The sequence below is a fragment of the Phenylobacterium sp. SCN 70-31 genome, assembly GCF_001724605.1.
Lineage (GTDB): Bacteria > Pseudomonadota > Alphaproteobacteria > Caulobacterales > Caulobacteraceae > Phenylobacterium.
On sequence record NZ_MEEX01000005.1, the window covers coordinates 121,213 to 137,630 of the forward strand.

Consider the following 16,418-nt stretch of genomic DNA (forward strand, 5'->3'; position numbering starts at 1 on the left):
CTTGCGGGGGCCGGCGCGCGGGGCATAGTGCGTGCCGGAACGCCGATCGCCCGAACGAAATCGGCTGCTGGGGAGGGCTGCATGAAGATCGTCCGTCGGGGTGTCGCCCCTCTGGGTATCCGCCTGGGCCTGGCGCTGGTCGCCGCCGCGAGTCTCGCGGCCTGCCAGAAGCCGGCCGGACATGTCGACAGCGAGCGCCTTCTGGCCGCCGCCGCCAACGCCGAGTGGCTGTCCTACGGCAAGGATTATTCCGAGCAGCGCTTCAGCCCGCTCGACAAGGTCAACGCGTCCAACGTCAAGGACCTGGGCCTGGCGTGGTACGCCGAGTTCGACACCGACCGCGGCCAGGAGGCGACGCCCCTGGTGATCGACGGCGTGCTCTACACCTCCACGGCCTGGTCCAAGGTGTTCGCCTTCGACGCCAAGACCGGCGAGCGCCTGTGGGCCTACGATCCGCGGGTCGAGGGCGCCAAGGGCTTCGACGCATGCTGCGACGTGGTGAACCGCGGCGTCGCGGTCTGGAAGGGCCGCGTCTACGTCGGCACGATCGACGGGAGGCTGGTGGCGCTGAACGCCAAGACCGGCGCGGTGGACTGGGAGGTCCAGACCACCGACACGTCCAAGCCGTACACCATCACCGGCGCGCCGCGGGTGGTGAAGGACAAGGTTCTGATCGGCAACGGCGGCGCCGAGTACGGCGTGCGCGGCTACATCTCGGCCTATGACGCGGCTACGGGAAAGCTGGCCTGGCGCTTCTTCACCACGCCAAACCCTACCGGCGCGCCCGACGGCGCGGCCTCGGACAAGGTGATGGCCGAGAAAGCCGCGGCCACCTGGAGCGACGGCGCCTGGAAGGAGACCGGCGGCGGCGGCACCGTGTGGGATTCCATGGCCTACGACCCCGAGCTGGACATCATGTACTTCGGGATCGGCAACGGGACGCCCTGGAACCACATGAAGCGGTCGGGCGGGAAGGGCGACAACCTCTTCCTGTCGTCGATCCTGGCGTTGAAACCCGACACCGGCGAGTACGTCTGGCACTATCAGACGACGCCCGGCGAGAGCTGGGACTACACCGCCACCCAGCACATCATGCTGGCCGAACTGAACATCGACGGCCAGCCACGCAAGGTGCTGATGCAGGCGCCGAAGAACGGTTTCTTCTACGTGCTGGACCGCGCCACCGGGAAGCTGATCTCGGCCAAGAACTACGTGCCGATCACCTGGGCCACCCACGTCGATCTGGCTACCGGCCGGCCCGTGGAGACCCCCGGGGCGCGCTATGAGAAGAACCCGGTTCTGGCCCTGCCGGGACCGCTGGGCGGCCACAACTGGCAGCCGATGGCGTTCAGCCCCAAGACCGGCCTCGTCTACATTCCGACGCAAGCCACGCCGTTCCCCTATACCGACGAGAAGGGCTTCGCCGTCCGGGCGGGCGCCTGGAACACGGGCACCGACTTCCTGGCCAATTCCCTGCCCACCGACCAGGCGCAGATCAAGGCGATGATGGCGGCGATCAAGGGCACGCTGGTCGCCTGGGACCCGGTGGCCCAGAGAGAGGTCTGGCGGGTGGAGCATCCGCACTTCTGGAACGCGGGCGTCCTGTCGACGGGCGGCGGCCTGGTGTTCCAGGGCAACGCCCAGGGCGAGTTCACCGCCTATGACGCCGCCAAGGGCGCCCCGCTCTGGACGGCGAAGACCGGCAACGGCGTCATCGCCGCGCCGATGACCTATGAGCTGGGCGGCGAGCAGTATGTGGCGATCATGGTGGGCGCCGGCGGCGGCGGTCAGATCTCTGCGCCCGGCCTGATGCCTGCGCGACCGCGCCTGCCGGGGCGGCTGCTGGTGTACAAGCTGGGCGGAACGGCCAAGGCGCCCGAGTTCCCTCAACCCGCCGCGCCCGCCATCGACCTGACGCAGGTCGCCTCCACCGGCGACGTGAAGAACGGCTTCGCGCTCTACCACCAGAACTGCCAGGTGTGTCACGGACCGAACGCGTCGGGATCGTGGCTGCCGGACCTCAAGGCCTCGCCCATGCTGCTGACCGCCGACAACTGGAAGGGCGTGGTGATCGACGGCGCCAGCGCCAGTCGCGGCATGGCCGGCTTCTCCCGCTTCTTCGACGCCAAGGGCGCCGAGGACATCCGCGCCTACGTCATCCAGGAGGCGCGAACGGCCCAAGCGGCGGCGGCCAAGGCCGCGGCCCCCATGGCGGCGGCGGGCCGATAGTCACGACGGCGCAGAGCGCGTCGTCCAGGTGACGACGCCCACGCCCGCCAGGATCAGGGCGAGCGCGGCGAAGGCCGGCCAGCCGGGCCGTTCGCCCAGCGCCGCCATGCCGAGCGCGGTGGCCAGGCAAGGGGCCAGGTAGATGGACATCGACATGAAGAGCGGCCCCCGCCGCTGGATCAGGAAGACGTAGCCCACCGTCGCGAGGCCGGTGGAAAAGACACCCAGGGCGGCGACCGCCAGCACGGCGGGCCAGGGCGGCCATGTGTCGGGGATCGGATCGAGAAGGGGCGCCGCCGTCAGGGCGAAGACCAGCGCCCACAGGCACATCATCAGGGCCCCCGCCGTCGAGGACACCTCGGGCGCGCGGCGGGTCGCGATGTTGGCCACGGCGTAGAGCGCCGCCCCGGACAGCGCTGCGACGACCGCCGCCGCCTCCACGGTCACGCCCCCGACCAGCCGCGGCGCCACCAGCGTCACCAGCCCCGCGAACCCCAGGCCGACGCCGAAGGCCTTGCGCCAGCTCAGCCGGTCCCCCGCCACGAAGAGATGCGCCAGCAGGGCGGTGAAGATGGGCGAGGCGCCGTTGCAGATCGCCACGACGGCCGAAGGCAGCTGCTGCGACGCGTAGGCGAACAGCACGAAGGGAAAGGCCATTCCGAAGAAGCCGATGAGAGCATAGGCGCGCCACGCGGGATGCCGCAGCGACGGCAGGCTCTGGCGCTGGAGGACGAGCACCACGGCCAGGGTGGCGGATGCGATGGCGATGCGGCCCACCGTGTTCCAGGCCGGATCGATGTGCGCCGTGGCGACCTTCAGGGCGGCGAAGCCCGAACCCCAGATGACCACCAGTGCGGCCAGCACCAGCCAGTCGAACGCGCTTCCCCGCATGGTTCCGTCCCCCAGGCCCCGGTTGGATCATATCGCCGCAGGCGCCGCCATGGCCGCTTCCGCGGAAACCGGCTTCCGCGACGGCGTGGACGTGCATTCCGGAAAACTTTTGCTTGCGCTCGAGATCAAACGAGAGCTTTTGGCGCGCGGGCCACGCCCCCCCAACGGGGCGCTGCCCATCTGCAAGGATGGGAGACATCGCAATGACCACCACGCCGAAGCCGGCGCTTCGCCCGGCTCGTCCCGAATTTTCTTCCGGCCCGTGCGCGAAGCGCCCCGGATGGACCCCCGAAAATCTCAGCAACGCCGTCCTGGGCCGCTCGCATCGCTCCAAGCTGGGCAAGGCGCGACTGAAGGACGCCATCGATCGCACCCGCGCGGTGCTGCAGGTGCCGGACGATTTCCTGATCGGTATCGTCGCCGGCTCGGACACCGGCGCGGTCGAGATGGCGCTGTGGTCCATGCTGGGGCCGAAGCCGGTCCAGCTCCTGGCCTTCGAGAGCTTCGGCAAGGACTGGGTCACCGACGTGACCAAGCAGCTCAAGATCGCGGCCGAGGTCCTGGACGCGCCCTATGGCCAGCTTCCCGACCTGAGCAAGGTTCGCAAGGACGCCGACCTGGTCTTCACCTGGAACGGCACGACCTCGGGCGTGCGCGTGCCGAACGCCGACTTCATCTCCGCCGACCGCGAGGGGATCACCATCTGCGACGCCACCTCGGCGGCGTTCGCCCAGGATCTCGACTGGGCCAAGCTCGATGTGGTCACCTTCTCCTGGCAGAAGGCGCTGGGCGGCGAGGCCGCGCACGGCGTCCTGATCCTCGGCCCCCGCGCCGTGGCCCGCCTGGAAAGCCACACCCCCGCCTGGCCGATGCCCAAGCTGTTCCGCATGACCAAGCCCAACAAGGAAGGCGGGGGCGGCAAAGTGAACCTCGAGATCTTCGAGGGCGCCACGATCAACACGCCCTCCATGCTCTGCGTGGAAGACGCCATCGACGCCCTGAAATGGGCCGAGAACATCGGCGGTCTGGCCGAGATGCGCCGGCGCGCCGACGCCAACCTGGCCATCCTCGCCGACTGGGTCGCGAAGACCCCGTGGGTCGAGTTCCTGGCCGAAGACCCGGCCGCGCGCTCGAACACCTCGGTCTGCCTGAAGGTGGTCGATCCGCGCGTCACCGGCCTGCCCGCCGACGCCCAGGCCGACTTCGCCAAGAAGCTGGCCTCGGTGCTGGAGAAGGAGGGCGTGGCCCTCGACATCGGCGGCTATCGCGACGCCCCTCCCGGCCTGCGGATCTGGTGCGGCGCCACGGTGGAGACGTCCGACGTCGATGCGCTGACGCCCTGGCTCGACTGGGCCTTCGCGTCCGTCGCCGCCGACCTCGCCACCGCCTGAACCGCCGTGCGTCCTTCCCCTCTGCGGGAAGGACCGACGGAGGGTGAAAAAACGCCCACTGTCACCCGCGCCAACACACACACACCTCGCCCCCGCCTCTGAGAGAGAGGGGAGATGGAGCCCGACATGCCCCGCGTTCTCATCGCTGACAGCCTCAGCCCCGCCGCCGTCGACATCTTCCGCCAGCGCGGCGTCGACACCGACATCAAGACCGGCCTCTCGAAGGACGAGCTGATCGCCGTCATCGGCGACTACGACGGACTGGTCGTCCGCTCGGACACCAAGCCCAACAAGGACGTCATCGCCGCCGCGAAGAATCTCAAGGTCATCGGCCGCGCCGGGATCGGCGTCGACAACATCGACATCCCCGCCGCCACCGCCGCCGGGGTGGTGGTGATGAACACGCCCTTCGGCAACTCGATCACCACGGCCGAGCACGCCATCGCGATGATGTTCGCCCTGGCCCGCCAGCTCCCCGCCGCCGACGTCTCCACCCAGGCCGGAAAATGGGAGAAGAGCCGGTTCATGGGCGTCGAGCTGTACGCCAAGACGCTGGGCCTGATCGGCGCCGGCAACATCGGCGGGATCGTCGCCGACCGCGCCCTGGGCCTGAAGATGAAGGTCGTCGCCTACGACCCCTTCCTGTCCGAGGAACGGGCCGTCGAGATGGGGGTCGAGAAGGTCGAGCTGGACGACCTGCTGGCGCGGGCCGACTTCATCACCCTGCACACCCCGCTCACCGACAAGACCCGCAATATCCTGTCGGCCGAGAACCTGGCCAAGGCCAAGAAGGGCGTGATGATCATCAACTGCGCCCGCGGCGGCCTGGTGGACGAGGACGCCCTCCGCGCGGCCCTGGAGAGCGGGCAGGTCGGCGGCGCCGCCTTCGACGTGTTCGTGAAGGAGCCCGCGAAGGAGAACGTGCTGTTCGGCGCGCCCAACTTCGTGGCCACCCCGCACCTTGGCGCATCCACCAACGAGGCGCAGGAGAACGTCGCCCTGCAGGTGGCCGAGCAGATCAGCGACTACCTGCTGACCGGCGCGGTGACCAACGCCCTGAACAGCCCCTCGGTCACGGCCGAGGAGGCCCCGCGCCTGAAGCCTTTCGTGGCCCTGGCCGAGAAGCTGGGCGCCCTGGCCGGCCAGATGCTGGACTACGGCATCAAGGCCGTGGACATCGCCTTCGAGGGCGAGATCTCCAAGCTGAACACCAAGCCCATGAGCGCCGCCGCCCTGGCCGGCGTGATGCGGCCCATGCTGGCCGAGATCAACATGGTCTCGGCGCCGGCGGTGGCCAAGGAACGCGGCGTGACCGTCTCGGAAAGCCGCCAGGAGGAGTCGCCGATCTACGACAGCCTGATGCGGATCACCGTGACCACCGAGAAGGGCCGGCGTTCGTTCGCCGGTTCGGTCATGGCCGGGGCCCCGCGGATCGTCGAGGTGAAGGGCATGGAGCTGGACGCGCCGTTCCTGCCGCGCATGCTGTACGTCAACAACCTGGACAAGCCCGGCTTCATCGGCGCCCTGGGCGGCCTTCTGGGCGAGGCGGGCGTGAACATCGCCACCTTCAACCTCGGCCGGATCGACGCGAACGACGACGCCATCGCCCTCGTGGGCGTCGACCAGGAGCCGTCGGCCGATCTGCTTGAGAAGATCCAGGCGCTGCCGCACGTGAAGGAAGCGCGCGTCCTGCGCTTCTAGCCGCCGCTCAGCGCCCCGAAGATCAGGACCTGGTCGCCGCCCCCGACGGGGGCGGCGACGGTTCGGGCTTCGTCCGGACCCACGAAGATCCGCATGTGGCGACGGATGCGATCCTGTTCGTCCACCACGCGGAACTTCAGGCCGGGAAACCGGAGGTCCAGGTCGTCGAGCACCGCCGCCACCGTCGCCCCCTCGGCCATCACCCGCGTGGCGCCGTCGGTATAGGCGATGAGCTGCGAGGGGATCGAAACCGCGATCATGGCCGGAGCGGGACCGCCACGACGGAATAGATTTCGGGGAGGTGGGCGGCGACCTGGCGCCAGGTCCCGCCTTCGTCGTCGCTCATCCAGATCTCGCCGCCGGTCGTGCCGATGTAGAGGCCGGCCGGCGCACAGGCGTCGCCACAGAACGCCTGGCGCTTGACGGTGAACCATCCCTGCTCGGCCGGGAAGCCGCGGTCCTGCCGTTCCCACGTGGCGCCGCCATCACGGGTGCGGTAGGCGGCGGGCCGACCGCCGGGGCTGACGCGGGGCCACACCTCGGTTCCGTCCATGGGCCAGACCCAGGCGGTGTCGCGGTCGCGGGGGTGGGGTACGACGGTGAAGCCGATATCGCCGATGTCGGCCGGCATGGCCTCGCCGATCCGCTCCCATCGTTCGGCGGGACGGTCCAGGCGATAGATCCCGCAGTGGTTCTGCTGCCAGATCCGATCAGGGTCCGACGGCGCCAGGGCGATATAGTGGCTGTCCTGGCCGAATTCCGGATACGGGTCGGGCAGGAAGTCGCAGCGGACGTTCTGGTTCAGGGGTCGCCATGTAGCGCCCTGATCATGGGTTTCGAGCACCCCGGCCGAACAGGTGGCCAGGTACATGTGCCGGGCGTCTCGAGGGTCGATCACCACCTGGTTCAGGATGGCGCCGTCCGGCGTGCCGCCCTCGGGCGGGAACCAGTCCATCGCCCGAGGGTGCAGGTTCAGGCCCTCGACGCTCTCCCAGGTGTCGCCGCCGTCGCCGCTTCGGAACAGCGCGGGGGGCGAGACGCCGGCCCACCAGACATCCGGTTCGGACGCGTGGCCCGGCTCCAGCCAGAAGGAATGATTCACGGAACGGCCATGGGGGTCGCCTTTCGGGAAGGCCGGCGGCCGCGTCGCCTCGGCCCAGGTCGCGCCACCGTCGGTCGAGCGCAGGATGGTGGGTCCGAGGTGGCCGGTGGAGGCGGCCATCAGCATCGTGCGGCCGTCACGCGGGTCGCGGACGAAGTGGTTGATGATCTGGCCCAGGAACAACGGCCCTTCCACCGACCATGATCGGCGGGCCGTGTCGCTGCGATAGATCCAGGCGCCCTTTCGGGACCCGACGAGCAATTGGATCGCGTGAGTCATCTGGAACCTCCCAATCCCAGGACGTTCGGGCGGAGCCTAGTCCGACAAACCCGGACAGCGGAAGCGCAGTTTCCGGACCTTGACTCCGGGCGCGCGAAGAATAGAACAAAAGACGAACAATCAGGAGTCTTTCTTTCATGGCCCAGGGGCCCGCGCCGCGGATCGCAGACCTGGCCGCCCGGATCGCCAGGATCGAGGGCGGTGCGCGGCCGGATGCGGGCGTCATCCCTCTGGGCGTCCCCGCGATCGACGCCTGCCTGCCGGGCGGAAGCCTTGGAGGGAGAGGATTGCCGCTGGGCCGCTGGCACGAAGTGGCCGCCGACGGGATGGAGACCGAGCTTTCGGCCGCGCCCGCCCTCTTCGCCGGCCTGGCGGCCTCGCCTCTCGCCCGGCGGGGCGAGGCGGTCTGGGTGTTCCGGCGCGACGACCTGTGGGCGCCGGGGCTGGCCGGGCTGGGATTTCCCGCAGCACGCCTGGTGCAGGTCTGGGCGCGGGACGAGGCCGAGGTGCTGGGGGTGATGGAGGACGCCCTGGCGACGCCCGGGGTCTCGGTGGTCTTCGGCGAGGCCGGAACGATCGACCTGACGGCCGGGCGCCGACTGCAACTGGCCTGCGAGCGACGGGGATCGACCGGCTTCGTCCTCGACCGACGCCCCTTCGGCGGAGAGGCGAAGCGACTGGGACCGGGGACGGCGGCGGCTACGCGCTGGCGGGTGGCCTCGGCCCCGTCCGCGCCGCCGGCCGAGGGGGTCGGCCTGGGCGCGCCGCGTCTGGCCGTGACGCTGGAACGGTGCCGGGGCGGGCGGCCCGGCGCCTGGATTCTGGAGGCCGCCTGCGTCTACGGCGGCGGGCCGGGCTTTTACAGGGAGGCCTCGGATGACACGCATCCTCTGCGCCTGGTCGCCCCGCTGGGCGATCGCCAACTGGCGACGGCGGGCCGCCGCGCGGCCTGAAGCCGCGTCGCCCAAAGCCCCATCGGCTGACGCGGAGACGCCGTTCGCCCTGGTGGAGACCGTTCGCCAGGCGCGGCGGCTGGCCGCCGTCGATCACCGGGCCGCGGCCCTCGGCCTGCAACCGGGCCAGAAACTCACCGACGCTCGCGCACGGGTTCCAGGCCTGATCGTAGCGCCAGCCGAACCCGAAGCCGACGCGGCGGCCCTGGAGGCGCTGGTCGACTGGTGCGTCCGCTATTCCCCGGCCGTCGCCGCCGATCCTCCGGACGGTCTGTTCCTGGACGTGACCGGCGTCGCCCACCTGTGGGGCGGCGAAGCGGATCTGATGGCCGATCTGCGGGCCCGGCTTTTCGCGAACGGCCTGCCCTTCCGCCTGGCGCTGGCCGACACGCCCGGTGCGGCCTGGGCCCTGGCCCGCCACGGCCGCGACGGGACCATCGCGCCGCCGGGGGAACAGGCGGCGCTCCTGGCGCCGCTGCCGCCTGCCGCCCTGCGGCTCGAACCCGAGGCCACGGCCCAGATCGAACGTCTGGGCCTAAGCCGGCTGGGACAACTCCTGGACATCCCCCGAGCGCCGCTGGGACGACGTTTCGGAGCTCGCACCCTCATGCGGCTGGACCAGGCGCTGGGCCGAGCGCCCGAGGCCTTGAGGTTCCGACGACCGCCGACCCCTTGGATGGCGCGGCTGGCCTTCTTCGAGCCCGTCTCGGCGCCCGAGGACATGGCCCGGGTGACACAGGACGTGGTGGCCGAACTGTGCCGCCGCCTGGAAGCCGGGGGACGGGGCGCACGGCGCTTCGCCCTCGCCTTCCACCGGGTGGACGGCCGGGCGCTGCCGCTCGAGGCCGGGCTGTCGCTGGCCGGACGCGACGCGGCGCGGATCGCCCGGCTGTTCCAGCCCCGTCTGGAGACCGTGGACCCGGGCTTCGGCGTGGAGGCCATCACCCTGTGCGCCTATGAGGTGGAGGCCGTCCAGGCTCTCCAGACTCGGATCGAGGCCGGCGAGACGCCGGCGGCCGAGGACGGGCTGACTCCGCTCGTGGACCGCCTGGTCAACCGCCTGGGCGCCGACCGGGTCTGGCGCGCCGCCCCGATGGAAAGCCACATCCCGGAGAAGGCGGTCGCGCGGATCGCCGCGATCGGAGCCCGGACCACGGCCGCGCCGTGGGATTCCCGGACGCCGCGGCCCGTGCGCCTGTTCCGTCGGCCCGAGCCTCTGGAGGGCGTCTACGCCCTTCTCCCCGACGACCCGCCGCGTCGCTTTCGCTGGCGGGGTCGCGTCCACGACGTCCGCCGCGCCGAAGGCCCGGAACGGATCGGCGAGGACTGGTGGCTGCGCGACATCGAGGACGTCTCGCCCGTTCGCGTGCGCGACTACTACCGGGTGGAGGACCAGGACGGCGCCCGCTTCTGGCTGTTCCGCGCCGGTCTCTACGCCGACGCGGGCGCCCCTCCGCAATGGTGGATGCACGGGGTGTTCGGATGACCAAGCCCTCCCGCCGCCCCGACGTTCCCGAGCGCCAAAGGAGACTTCATGAAACCCAGGATCAGCCTGATCACCCTCGGCGCGCGGGATCTGCCGCGCATGATCGCCTTCTACCGCGACGGCCTGGGCTTCCCGACCCACAACTACGCCCCGGGCGACGACATGGTGATGTTCCGGATGGAGGGAACGTGGCTCGGCCTCTTCCCACGCGAGGAACAGGCCCGGGACGCCCAGGTGTCGCCGGACGGCTCGGGGTTCGGCGGCGTGGTGCTGTCCCGCAACGAGCCTTCGAAGGCCGAGGTCGACGCCACCTTCGCCGAAGCCCTGGCCGCCGGGGCGACTGCCGTGAAGCCGCCGCAGGACGTCTTCTGGGGCGGCTATTCCGGCTACTTCGCCGACCCCGAGGAGAATCTCTGGGAAGTCGCCTGGAACCCCTTCACCGACCTGACGTGAGCGGGCGGCTTCCTCTCATTCCAGGAAGGAGCGCGGGCCACGAACCCCCACGCAAAACACGAACAGGTCGTGGCGGGGTGCGCCGGCGTCCAGTCCTGCGAGGCCGCGAAGCGGCGCCTCTCGAACGTCAGGGAGCCACGGATGCGCACGGAGACACACGGATGGCGCGGCGGCCATCATCCGTGTCGATCCGTGTGCATCCGTGGACAAAGGACACTGAGCCTCCGCTCACGCGAAGGCTGGGGATGACCCGTCCGTTCGGGTCTTTCGTGTGGGCTCGTGGCCAGGACACAGGACGCCTGCGGCGCCCAGCGCGCCGGAAGGCCGCGCCATGACCCGCTATGTCGAGCTGCAGGCGGCGACGAACTTCTCGTTCCTGCGAGGGGCGTCGCATCCGTGGGAGCTGGTCACCCGGGCGGCGGAGCTGGGGATGGCCGCCATCGGGATCTGCGACCGCAACAGCCTGGCCGGCGTGGCGCGGGCATGGCGGGCGCAGCAGAAACTCAATCATCAAGGCGTGACTGTGCGCGCCCTGACGGGCTGCCGCCTCGACTTCGTGGACGGAACGCCCAGCCTGCTCGTCTACCCCACCGACCGGGAGGCCTACGGCCGCCTCACCCGTCTGCTCACCGCCGGCCAGCGCCGGACGGAGAAGGGGGGCTGCGAGCTGCACTGGGAGGATTTCCTGGGCCATGCCGAAGGCCAGCTCGTGCTCGCGATCCCGCCCGAGGACCTCGACCAGGCCTTCGAGGGCGACCTTCGTCGGCTGGCGGGAGAATTGCCCGACGTCTGGTTGGCGGCTGCGCGGCGCTACGGCGCGCGGGACCTGCACCGCATCGGCCGGCTGGCGGCCCTCGCCGACCGGGGCGGCCTGCCGTTGGTGGCCACGAACGACGTCCTCTATCACGCGCCCGACCGGCGGCCGCTGCAGGACGTGCTCACCTGCATCCGCGAGGGCTGCACGATCCACGAGGCGGGGCTGCGATTGCTGGCCAACGCCGAGCGGCATCTGAAGGCGCCCGACGAGATGGTCCGCCTCTTCGCCGAGTTTCCGGGCGCGGTCGGGCGCAGCGCCGAGATCGCCGACCGCGTGGCGTTCGACCTGGGCGACCTCCGCTACGAGTATCCGGACGAACCGGTCCCCCCCGGCAAGACGGCGATCCAGCACCTGCGCGACCTGACCTGGGCCGGGGCCGCCGAGCGCTATCCCGGCGGCCCGTCGCAGGATGTCGTCCGCATCCTCGAGCAGGAACTCGACCTGATCGAGCGGCTCGACTACCCGAACTACTTCCTCACGGTGCACGACATCGTCCAGCACGCGCGACAGGAACTGCGCATCCTGTGCCAGGGACGCGGCTCGGCCGCCAATTCGTGCGTCTGCTACTGCCTGGGCGTCACGGCCGTCGATCCGGCGAAGCCGGGCCAGGAACTGCTCTTCTCGCGCTTCCTTTCCGAGAACCGCGGCGAACCGCCCGACATCGACGTGGATTTCGAACACGAGCGCCGCGAGGAGGTGATGCAGTACGTCTACAGGCGCTACGGCCGCCACCGCGCCGCCATCGTCGCCACGGTGATCCACTATCGACCGCGCATGGCCATCCGGCAGGTGGGCAAGGCGCTGGGCCTGACCGAGGACATCACCGCCGCCCTGGCGAACACCGTCTGGGGCAGCTACGGCGACGCGGTTCCGGACGCGCATATCCGCCAGGCCGGCCTCGATCCCGAGGCCCCCGAGATCCGCCGCGCGACGACCTTGGCCGAGCAGCTGCTGAAGTTCCCCCGCCACCTGTCGCAGCACGTGGGCGGTTATGTCCTGACCAGGCGCCGGCTGGACGAGACGGTCCCCATCGGCAACGCGGCGATGGCGGACCGCACGTTCATCGAATGGGACAAGGACGACATCGACGCCCTGGGCCTGATGAAGGTGGATGTCCTGGCGCTCGGGATGCTGACGGCGCTGAAGAAGGCTTTCGATCTCCTGCCACCGCTGCCGAACGGCCGGCGCATCGTCGAGATCGCCGATGTTCCGCAGGAGCAGGACGCCGTCTACGACATGCTCTGCAAGGCGGACTCCATCGGCGTGTTCCAGGTTGAGAGCCGGGCGCAGATGTCGATGCTGCCGCGGCTGAAGCCCCGGATTTTCTACGATCTGGTGATCGAGGTGGCGATCGTTCGTCCTGGTCCGATCCAGGGCGACATGGTGCACCCCTATCTGAAGCGAAGGGAGAATCCTCGTCTCGTCGACTATCCGCGGCCGGGGCCGGATTACCCGCCGGACGAACTGGAAAAGATCCTGAAAAAGACCCTGGGCGTGCCGCTCTTCCAGGAGCAGGCGATGAAGATCGCCATCACGGGCGCCGAGTTCTCGGACGACGACGCCGACGGCCTGCGTCGGTCGATGGCCACATTCCGCAACCTGGGAAACGTGGGGGACTACGAGGAGAAGTTCGTCGGCGGCATGACCCGCCGCGGCTACGACCGCGACTTCGCCGAGCGGTGCTTCAAGCAGATCGAAGGCTTCGGCTCATACGGCTTCCCGGAGAGTCACGCGATCAGCTTCGCGCTGCTGGTCTACGCGTCGGCCTGGGTGAAATGCGTCCATCCCGACGCTTTCCTGACGTCGCTCCTGAACAGCCAGCCGATGGGCTTCTACCAGCCGGCGCAACTGGTCCGCGACGCGCGCGAGCATGGCGTCGAGGTGCGCCCGCCCGACGTGATGTTCAGCGCCTGGGAGACCACCCTGGAAGAAAAAGACGATCCGCGCGAACGGCTGCGCCCGGTCCGGCTGGGTCTGCATCAGGTGAAAGGCCTGAAGAAGGAGGCCGACGGCGCGGCGCTGGCCAGGGCGCGGGCGGCCGGCGCGCGCACGGTGCGGGACTTCGCCCGGCTGGGCGGTTTCGGCCGGCGGTCGATGGAATTGCTGGCCGAGGCCGACGCCTTCCGCAGCCTGGGGCTCACCCGCCGCGAGGCGCTTTGGGCGGTGAAGGGCCTGGCGGGGGAATGGAACGCCGAGACGTCGGCCCCGCTCCTGCTGCGCCAGGTGGTGAAGGAGGCCCAGGTCCCCCTGCCGTTCATGACGGCCGCCCAGGGCGTGGCCGAGGACTACCGCACCACCAGCCTGTCGTTGCGGGCCCACCCCATCGACTTCTTCCGCGGCGACCTGGCGGCGATGGGCGCGCGGCCCTGCGCCGATCTGAGGGCCGCTCGCGACCGGGCGCGCCTGTCGGTGGGCGGCCTGGTCCTGGTGCGGCAACGGCCGGGGACCGCCAAGGGCGTGATCTTCATGACCCTGGAGGACGAGACGGGCGTGGCCAACATCGTCGTCTGGCGCGACGCCTTCGAGGCCGCCCGCGGGGTGGTGATGGGGGCCGGCTTCGTGGTCGTTCACGGCCAGGTGCAGAAGGAGGGCGACGTGATCCATCTGGTGGCCGAGCGGTTCACCGACCTCTCCCACCGGCTGGCCGAACTGCGCGACGACGGCGAGCCGATCTCGGCCCGTTCGAAAGTGACCGGCCGCCTGATCCGCAGCCGGGATTTCCACTGAGGCGGGATCGGCCGAAACCTGGGCCCGCGCCCAACCTAGGTCGGCGGCCCGCCGCCGCCCGCGCCGAAGTCGAAGCCGGGATCGCGCGCGCGACCGCCGCCGAAGGTGTAGGTGAAGCCGACGAACACGCCGCGCTGGCGGGGCCTGTAGGTCTGAACCTCGCGCAGATCCGCTGTCTCGATCACCCGCCGGTCGCGGAAGGTCGCAAAGATGTCCTGCACCGTCATCACGGCCGAGAGCTGGTCGTCCACCTTCCGCCGATAGCCCAGGTTCAGCATGCCCGTGGGCTGGGAATACCCTTGCGGCGTCAATCGCTTGCCGTTCAGGAAGCCGCTAAGCTGGACGAAATCGCGGCTGGAGGCCTGCCAGCTCAGGCTGGCCCGCCCGAAGGCCGTCGCCGTGTCCCGCTTTCCGCTGCCGAAGCCCAGGTCGCGCGCATCGATCTCGCTCCAGAGCAGGTTTCCGCTGACATTGTAGGTGAGACCCTGCGCGAGGCGGCCGTTGGCCACCAGCTCCAGCCCGGCCGACCGAAACGCGCCCACGTTCTCCCGCGTGGTCAGCAACACGCCGCCGCCGACGTCGCGGGTGACGTCGTTCACCGCATCGCGCCCGTCACGATAATAGGCCGTGGCCAGCAGGGTCCGGCCGGACCGGCGATGCTGGGCGCCCACTTCGAAGGAATCCAGCACCTGCGGCCTAAGGTTTGGGTTGCCGGCGCGCAGGTTCCGTTCGTCCTGGTAGACCACGAACGGGTTGTAGTCCTGCGGCTGGGGCCGCTGGATGCGTCGGCTGTAGCTGGCCGACAGGCTGCCCGTTTCGCCGATGCGCCGCCGCAGGTGGAGCGAGGGATAGACGTCCGTCGCCTCGGAGCCGCCGCGGATCGCCTGGGTCACCTGGTTGACGTCGATGCGCACGGTCTCGCCGCGCAGGCCCGCCAGCACGGTCAGGTCGCCGAACGGCCGCTCATAGGACCCGAACACGGCATAGACGTCCTGGTGGAAGCGGAAGAGGTTCGTGCGGCCGGGATCGAGGGTGACCGCGCCAGCGGCCGGACCCGTCTCGCCCAGGTTGTCGAAGACGCTGTCCTCGGCGTCGAGGCTTGCGCCCAGCTTCAGCTTGGCGCCCGAGGCGAAGGGACGTTCGTACGTGATGTCGACATCCGTCTCGTCGGTGCGGCCGTCCTGGCGGAACCGCTCGAAGAGATCGGGGCCGGCCGGGATGCGGCTCCGCGTCAGAAAGCGGCGCTCGAGGGTGTTCTCCTCGCGCTCCCGGCTCACGTCGATGTCGAACGTATGGCCTTCGCCGAAGGTCTTGCGGAACCGGACGGCGCCTTCGGTTTCGGGGCGGGCCTGCCGCACCTGCCCCGACCGGTCGAATGCGCGCGTGGCCGCGCCCGCCGCCGTTTCGCCGAACGCCTCGACATAGTCGAAATCCACCTCGATCTCGCGATGGCTCGCCTCGACGGTCAGACGCGTGGTGGGGTCGAGGTCGTACTCCACGGCGCCGCGCAGCATGGTCAGGTCCACCGCGCCGGTGTTCACGCCGTCCCGGCCCGACGTCCGCACCACGCCGGTGGCGGGATCGCGCGTCTCCCGGATCTGGGTCGTGGACTGTCGCATGGAGTCATGGCGCAGGAAGCCGTCGCCGCTGATCGCCACGGGCCCGTTCCGCCACGCCGCGCTGCCGCCGCCATTCCAGCGGCCGCCGTCGCCCAGATTGCCGCGGACCGACCCGCCGACGCCGGGCGTCCGGGTCTTTCGGGTCACGAGGTTGACGACGCCGGCGCTGCCGTTCGGGTCGAACACGGCGGAGGGATTGGTGATGACCTCGACCCGCTCGATCTGGTTGGCCGGCAGGCTCTGCAACGCCTGGCCGCGCCCCTCGCCCCGGAACATGCCGGACGGCTTGCCGTCGATGAGGATGGTGACGTTGGGATCGCCGCGTAGGCTCACGTTGCCGTTCACGTCCACTTCCAGCGACGGCACGTTGCGCAGGGCGTCGCTGATCGCCCCCGTCGTCGCCTGGAGATCGTTGGCCACGCTGTAGCTCTGACGGTCGATGGACGACCGCACGGCGACCGGCGCGCCCTGGACCGTCACCTCGCCGACGGTGGGGGCCGGAGCGGGGGCGGGGGCGGGGGCGGGCGCCGAAGACGATGGCGTCTGCGCGAACGCCCCCGACGCCAGACATGGCGCAAGCCAGATGGCCGAGGCGGCGGAAAGCCGCTGTATGCGTCTCTGCAAGGCGATGTTCCCCCGGCGCGACGCCCCCGCATCGCGCAAGCTGGAGTGTTCGACTCGCGAAGCGGCGAGTTTATGGCGCAGGCGGTCACGTCGACGGAGGCGACGGTGCGGGTTGCCGTCTGGGCGAAATGACCCGCTAATCCCGC

The 16,418-nt window shown here is 70.3% G+C and carries 11 protein-coding genes; 7 read left to right on the forward strand and 4 right to left on the reverse strand.

All coding sequences use genetic code 11. The annotated features are described in order from the left end of the window. Positions 1-81 precede the first annotated feature (81 nt). Positions 82-2,229 carry a PQQ-dependent dehydrogenase, methanol/ethanol family gene (locus ABS78_RS05140; RefSeq protein WP_293375710.1) on the forward strand — a complete coding sequence of 716 codons (2,148 nt, stop codon included), beginning with the start codon at positions 82-84 and terminating at the stop codon, positions 2,227-2,229. On the opposite strand, the gene ABS78_RS05145 is transcribed toward ABS78_RS05140, so the two are convergent. Next, positions 2,230-3,120 carry a DMT family transporter gene (locus ABS78_RS05145; protein ID WP_293375712.1) on the reverse strand — a complete coding sequence of 297 codons (891 nt, stop codon included), beginning with the start codon at positions 3,118-3,120 and terminating at the stop codon, positions 2,230-2,232. It lies immediately after the preceding gene. Positions 3,121-3,323: 203 nt separating this feature from the next. Here ABS78_RS05145 and ABS78_RS05150 point away from each other — a divergent pair, with 203 nt between their 5' ends. After that, entirely contained in the window at positions 3,324-4,511 is a 1,188-nt protein-coding gene (locus ABS78_RS05150; RefSeq protein WP_293375714.1) for a phosphoserine transaminase, read from the forward strand. A 126-nt stretch (positions 4,512-4,637) separates the two neighbouring features. After that, positions 4,638-6,212: a phosphoglycerate dehydrogenase gene (gene serA, locus ABS78_RS05155; RefSeq protein WP_293375716.1), complete on the forward strand. Its 1,575-nt coding sequence runs from the start codon at positions 4,638-4,640 to the stop codon at positions 6,210-6,212. Here serA and ABS78_RS05160 read toward each other — a convergent pair. Continuing rightward, positions 6,209-6,472 (reverse strand): MoaD/ThiS family protein, encoded by a 264-nt coding sequence (locus tag ABS78_RS05160; RefSeq protein WP_293375718.1) that lies wholly within the window; start codon positions 6,470-6,472, stop codon positions 6,209-6,211. The two genes, serA and ABS78_RS05160, sit on opposite strands and share 4 nt — an antisense overlap. Further along, positions 6,469-7,593 (reverse strand): glycosyl hydrolase, encoded by a 1,125-nt coding sequence (locus ABS78_RS05165; RefSeq protein ID WP_293375720.1) that lies wholly within the window; start codon positions 7,591-7,593, stop codon positions 6,469-6,471. Before ABS78_RS05165 ends, ABS78_RS05160 begins: the two co-directional genes overlap by 4 nt. Before the next feature lie 137 nt (positions 7,594-7,730). Here ABS78_RS05165 and ABS78_RS05170 point away from each other — a divergent pair, with 137 nt between their 5' ends. From ABS78_RS05170 to ABS78_RS05185, 4 genes are all read left to right on the forward strand, one after another. Then, entirely contained in the window at positions 7,731-8,546 is an 816-nt protein-coding gene (locus ABS78_RS05170) for a protein imuA (protein ID WP_293375722.1), read from the forward strand. After that, the gene (locus tag ABS78_RS05175) at positions 8,470-10,032 is read left to right on the forward strand and encodes a DNA polymerase Y family protein (protein ID WP_293375724.1); all 1,563 of its coding nucleotides are present in this window, start codon (positions 8,470-8,472) and stop codon (positions 10,030-10,032) included. Before ABS78_RS05170 ends, ABS78_RS05175 begins: the two co-directional genes overlap by 77 nt. 48 nt (positions 10,033-10,080) lie before the next feature. Further along, positions 10,081-10,485, forward strand: a complete 405-nt coding sequence (locus ABS78_RS05180; RefSeq protein ID WP_293375726.1) for a VOC family protein — start codon at positions 10,081-10,083, stop codon at positions 10,483-10,485. Between the two features lie 331 nt (positions 10,486-10,816). Beyond that, entirely contained in the window at positions 10,817-14,029 is a 3,213-nt protein-coding gene (locus tag ABS78_RS05185; protein WP_293375728.1) for an error-prone DNA polymerase, read from the forward strand. A 35-nt stretch (positions 14,030-14,064) separates the two neighbouring features. Here the strand turns inward: ABS78_RS05185 and ABS78_RS05190 are convergent, their stop codons facing one another. Beyond that, complete coding sequence (locus ABS78_RS05190; RefSeq protein WP_293375730.1) at positions 14,065-16,272, reverse strand: TonB-dependent receptor; 2,208 nt, start codon at positions 16,270-16,272, stop codon at positions 14,065-14,067. Between the last annotated feature and the right edge of the window lie 146 nt (positions 16,273-16,418).

Excerpts from the sequence above, each read along its gene's own strand:
- ABS78_RS05140 (WP_293375710.1), top strand. The coding sequence starts at position 82 with ATGAAGATCGTCCGTCGGGGTGTCGCCCCTCTGGGTATCCGCCTGGGC.
- ABS78_RS05145 (WP_293375712.1), bottom strand. The coding sequence starts at position 3,120 with ATGCGGGGAAGCGCGTTCGACTGGCTGGTGCTGGCCGCACTGGTGGTC.
- ABS78_RS05150 (WP_293375714.1), top strand. The coding sequence starts at position 3,324 with ATGACCACCACGCCGAAGCCGGCGCTTCGCCCGGCTCGTCCCGAATTT.
- serA (WP_293375716.1), top strand. The coding sequence starts at position 4,638 with ATGCCCCGCGTTCTCATCGCTGACAGCCTCAGCCCCGCCGCCGTCGAC.
- ABS78_RS05160 (WP_293375718.1), bottom strand. The coding sequence starts at position 6,472 with ATGATCGCGGTTTCGATCCCCTCGCAGCTCATCGCCTATACCGACGGC.
- ABS78_RS05165 (WP_293375720.1), bottom strand. The coding sequence starts at position 7,593 with ATGACTCACGCGATCCAATTGCTCGTCGGGTCCCGAAAGGGCGCCTGG.
- ABS78_RS05170 (WP_293375722.1), top strand. The coding sequence starts at position 7,731 with ATGGCCCAGGGGCCCGCGCCGCGGATCGCAGACCTGGCCGCCCGGATC.
- ABS78_RS05175 (WP_293375724.1), top strand. The coding sequence starts at position 8,470 with ATGACACGCATCCTCTGCGCCTGGTCGCCCCGCTGGGCGATCGCCAAC.
- ABS78_RS05180 (WP_293375726.1), top strand. The coding sequence starts at position 10,081 with ATGAAACCCAGGATCAGCCTGATCACCCTCGGCGCGCGGGATCTGCCG.
- ABS78_RS05185 (WP_293375728.1), top strand. The coding sequence starts at position 10,817 with ATGACCCGCTATGTCGAGCTGCAGGCGGCGACGAACTTCTCGTTCCTG.